1 protein-coding gene is annotated in these 946 nt (G+C 37.8%); it reads right to left on the bottom strand.

Going from position 1 to position 946, the window contains the following annotated elements; genetic code table 11:
• Nucleotides 1-141: 141 nt before the first annotated feature.
• Nucleotides 142-846: an HNH endonuclease gene (locus tag A136_RS20520; protein WP_017064048.1), complete on the bottom strand. Its 705-nt coding sequence runs from the start codon at nucleotides 844-846 to the stop codon at nucleotides 142-144.
• Between the last annotated feature and the right edge of the window lie 100 nt (nucleotides 847-946).

The following is a 946-nucleotide window of genomic DNA, read 5'->3' on the forward strand; positions in this document are numbered from 1 at the left end:
ATTGACAAAAGAGGGAGTCCATGTAGCCCAATTAAGGGGTGAACAACGCCACTACCCATACCTAAAGCATTGTGTCATAAACACTAAATTTGAAGTAGAAGCAAAAGTGCCAAGCGTTGTGAATCCCTCTTAAATTGCTTGTTATGTTCGTCTAAACACGTTCTCACGATGATAAGAGAGATACTCTTTATTTTCTGAATGTAGGGAGACCTTTAACTCAGTATTGATGCCAAGTTTTTCTGGGTCACTTAAAGCATTGGAGATAAGAATTTTTCCTTTGTCATCGAAACTTATTAAGCCACTATCAAAAGCCTTGTCTAAGTTAGGTATCAATAACAATCCATTGTAAGGGTCTAGTCTCTCAAGATCTGTTGCCACACGCCACGGTTTAATGTGGGATGCTACAAGCATATTGCTTAAGCCATAATTACTAACACTACACGAGCCCCACAATGATATTAGCGCATCTCTAAATTTCCCCTGTCCAAGCCGAGCATCAACTAAACGTGCTTTGACTGTACTATCCCTACTGGACTCATACACTTCCTTAATATCACCTGATATAGAATTAGCTTGCTTTAGGTCATGCAAATAGCTTTTATACCATTTGAGAGCGCTACTATATTTGTTGTGAGCTGATTCATTCCATGACTTATAAATGGGTATTGAATTTATTCCTTTTTCAATATCAATCCACTCATTCCAATCAGTAACTTGTAACAGGTTTTTATCGGTAACTTTATGCTCATTTGCCCAGTCACTGATTTTTGATTTAATACAGTAAAAGTAATCTTCAACTGTAGAAGGCGCTAACTTAGTAGTACCTAACCAATCATAAAATGTCATACGTAAACCCTTTGCCAATACTCAACAACTTTCAGCATAGAACATAACGAATGACATGGATTCCCCCTACCGAGGATCTGCCACACTTATGTGGTACTTA

It is taken from the genome of Vibrio crassostreae 9ZC13 (assembly GCF_000272045.2).
In the GTDB taxonomy this organism is placed as follows: Bacteria; Pseudomonadota; Gammaproteobacteria; order Enterobacterales; family Vibrionaceae; genus Vibrio; species Vibrio crassostreae_C.

Coding starts and splice junctions, on each gene's coding strand:
- A136_RS20520 (WP_017064048.1), bottom strand. CDS start 846: ATGACATTTTATGATTGGTTAGGTACTACTAAGTTAGCGCCTTCTACA.